Source organism: Myroides sp. LJL119, from assembly GCF_054871605.1.
In genome coordinates, this window is record NZ_JBTXLO010000019.1 from 1 (window position 1) to 4003 (window position 4003).

Consider the following 4003-nt stretch of genomic DNA (forward strand, 5'->3'; position numbering starts at 1 on the left):
TTTATTGTACTCAAAATAGATGACACTGTTTATAAAACCAATTTAATACCCTATATGAAGCTTGAGTTAGGTTTTAATAGAAACCTAACCCAGGCTTATTTTTTGAACTTACACACTAATACATACAGTGTACAGCGCTTGTAGGATAACTTAAAAAGATGTCCTAACTTAATCCAACTTTTTTACCTTACCCCATAGATAGTCCCTTTTTAGTATAATTTAACTGTTTGTTTTCAAGACATTATGATTTGTCCACCCCTTTGTCCACCCCCATAAATTGAAAACAGATGAAAAATGGTAATATTTTTACTTTTTGTTATTTCTTGATTCACCATACTTAACAGATATCTTATAATAGAGGCTTTAGTTTCTTAATCTGTAATAATAAATTGCAATGACTTTTTATTTGTTATTGTTAAGTGAGGTGTAAAAAATATATGATCCTAACAAAGCAATTATATGAAGAAACTTCTACTCTTACTCTTTTTTTTAACTAATCATCTGTTTTTTGCTCAGACCTCTACCAAGACCTTTGAAACTGAGAGTCAAGGCTCGAGATACTTCTCAGATAACGGTGTGGTATTTGAAATTATCTCGCATAGTGATCTTTTTGATATTCAAACAAATTTTTTGGATGAAGGACAAAAAAGTACTATAAGTAATAATCGCTTTATTGCTAAAGATAGTACTTTATCTGACCCTTCTTTTAGTATTAAAACCACTTCTAATTTATTTAAAGTTAGTAGTTTTTGGATACAATTATCTTCCGATTTAAATTTAAGTGATCTAGGTGAGTTGAATATCACTGGGAAATTAAATGGAACAGTAGAATTTTCTTATACAAAGACTACAGGTTTTACAACTAGTAGCTCTAATAATAATGGTTACGTACTAATAGATTTAACAGATTTAGATGGCCAGGACTATTCTAATATTACGATAGATGAATTACGTATAACTGCTAATGGAAATTATACATATGTTTCCCTTGATACTTTAACTTGGACAAAGCAACCCCAACCTATTGCTCTTAGTGAATTAGATGAATTAGAAGTTGAAAAAAATCAGATAAATATAGATTGTTATGGAGCAAATACTGGCCAGGCGTGGGTTACGCCCAAGGGAGGAAAAAGCCCTTATACGTATTATTGGCCGCACTCACAAAGTACGGAAAATACAGCTCGAAATTTAGCTGCGGGTAGGTATAGCGTGTGGGCAATAGATGCGAACGGAGTTGCTATAATGTCAGAATTCCAAATTGTTCACACAGCAGAGCAACTCAAAATAGCATCACATTGGAGACGTGATGTAAGCTGTTATTCGAGTAATGACGGAGAGGCAGGTATCAGTATTTATGGTGGAACACCTCCTTACACTTATTCTTGGTCACCATCAAATCATACAGACTTCACAGCTATTAATTTAACTGAAGGAGATCATACTGTAACTGTAACAGATTCTAAGGGTTGTACTTTGAGCTATACTATTCGTGTTTATAAACAAAATAATGGCTGGGTACCTATAACAAATACTTCTATAGTTAAAAAATATGGTGATGCTCCTGAAGTTTTAGATGCGAAAGTTCCATCTGGCCTTCCCGGTGGGTATTTAAATTGGTATATAGGTGAAAATAAATCACCTACAAATGCAGCTCCTACGATTAAAACTGATAAAGTTGGTGAGCAAATTTATTGGGTTAGCGTAGCTACTGCTCTTTGTCCTGAGGGTAATTTAGTTAAGATTGTAGTAAATATAGAGCCTAAAGAGTTAAGCGTTAGACCCGATTCTCTAACTAAGGTTTACGGAGAAATGGATCCTGAATTAACCTATAGTGTAACAGGCCTAGTGAATAATGATACTTTATCAGGACATTTAACTCGGGATCCAGGAGAATCTGTAGGGCTATATTATATTGACAGAGGTACTCTTGGTATAAATGTAAAGGATAACTATCTTTTTGGTTTTACCAGAGCACCATTTGAGATAACTCCAGCTGTCATGACCGGGGTTAGTTTACTGGATTCTAGTTTTGCTTATGACGCAACAAAAAAAGAACTGTTAGTTAGTGGGGAATTACCTTTGGGAGCAGCGGTTACTTACTTTGGAAACGGACAAATAGATGCAGGGGAGTACGAGGTAGAGGCTTTAGTACAAGCGCCAAATTATTTAGATTTACCATTAAAGGCGAAGTTAACAATCGAAAAAATACCTATTAAAGGGGTTAGTTTGCTAGACTCTAGTTTTGCTTATGACGCAACAAAAAAAGAACTGTTAGTTAGTGGGGAATTACCTTTGGGAGCAGCGGTTACTTACTTTGGAAACGGACAAATAGATGCAGGGGAGTACGAGGTAGAGGCTTTAGTGCAAGCGCCAAATTATTTAGATTTACCATTAAAGGCGAAGTTAACAATCGAAAAAATTCCTATGAAAGGGGTTAGTTTACTGGATTCTAGTTTTGCTTATGACGCAACAAAAAAAGAGCTGTTAGTTAGTGGGGAATTACCTTTGGGAGCAACGGTTAGTTACTCTGGGAACGGGCAAATAGATGCAGGAGAGTACGAGGTAGAGGCTTTAGTGCAAGCGCCAAATTATTTAGATTTACCATTAAAGGCGAAGTTAACAATCGAAAAAATTCCTATGAAAGGGGTTAGTTTGCTAGACTCTAGTTTTGCTTATGACGCAACAAAAAAAGAGCTGTTAGTTAGTGGAGAATTACCTTTGGGAGCAGCGGTTACTTACTCTGGGAACGGACAAATAGATGCAGGAGAGTACGAGGTAGAGGCTTTAGTGCAAGCGCCAAATTATTTAGATTTACCATTAAAGGCGAAGTTAACAATCGAAAAAATTCCTATTAAAGGGATTAGTTTACTGGATTCTAGTTTTGCTTATGACGCAACAAAAAAAGAGCTGTTAGTTAGTGGGGAATTACCTTTGGGAGCAACGGTTACTTACTTTGGAAACGGACAAATAGATGCAGGAGAGTACGAGGTAGAGGCTTTAGTGCAAGCGCCAAATTATTTGGATTTACCATTAAAGGCGAAGTTAACAATCGAAAAAATTCCTATGAAAGGGGTTAGTTTACTGGATTCTAGTTTTGCTTATGACGCAACAAAAAAAGAACTGTTAGTTAGTGGAGAATTACCTTTGGGAGCAGCGGTTACTTACTTTGGGAACGGACAAATAGATGCAGGAGAGTATGAGGTAGAGGCTTTAGTGCAAGCGCCAAATTATTTAGATTTACCATTAAAGGCGAAGTTAACAATCGAAAAAATTCCTATGAAAGGGATTAGTTTGCTAGACTCTAGTTTTGCTTATGACGCAACAAAAAAAGAGCTGTTAGTTAGTGGGGAATTACCTTTGGGAGCAACGGTTACTTACTTTGGAAACGGACAAATAGATGCAGGAGAGTACGAGGTAGAGGCTTTAGTGCAAGCGCCAAATTATTTAGATTTACCATTAAAGACGAAGTTAACAATTGAAAAAATTCCTATGAAAGGGGTTAGTTTACTAGATTCTAGTTTTGCTTATGACGCAACAAAAAAAGAACTGTTAGTTAGTGGAGAATTACCTTTGGGAGCAGCGGTTAGTTACTTTGGGAACGGACAAATAGATGCAGGAGAGTACGAGGTAAATGCTTTAGTGCAAGCGCCGAATTATTTAGATTTACCATTAAAGGCGAAGTTAACAATCGAAAAAATTCCTATGAAAGGGGTTAGTTTACTAGACTCTAGTTTTGCTTATGACGCAACAAAAAAAGAGCTGTTAGTTAGTGGAGAATTACCTTTGGGAGCAGCGGTTAGTTACTTTGGAAACGGACAAATAGATGCAGGAGAGTATGAGGTAGAGGCTTTAGTGCAAGCGCCAAATTATTTAGATTTACCATTAAAGGCGAAGTTAACAATCGATAAGGCTGCACAATCTATTGATTTTAGAGAGTTATTACCTGTCGTATTTAATAATAATATCAAGTTGCAATTAACAGCGGCAAGTAGTTCGAGATTAC

Annotated in this window: 1 protein-coding gene; it reads left to right on the forward strand. The window is 36.1% G+C overall.

Features of this window, described 5'->3' with window-relative positions; all coding sequences use genetic code 11:
• Nucleotides 1-459: 459 nt before the first annotated feature.
• Nucleotides 460-4003 (forward strand): MBG domain-containing protein (locus ACYSNV_RS12345; protein ID WP_461762840.1); only part of this gene is annotated, 3544 nt, incomplete at its 3' end.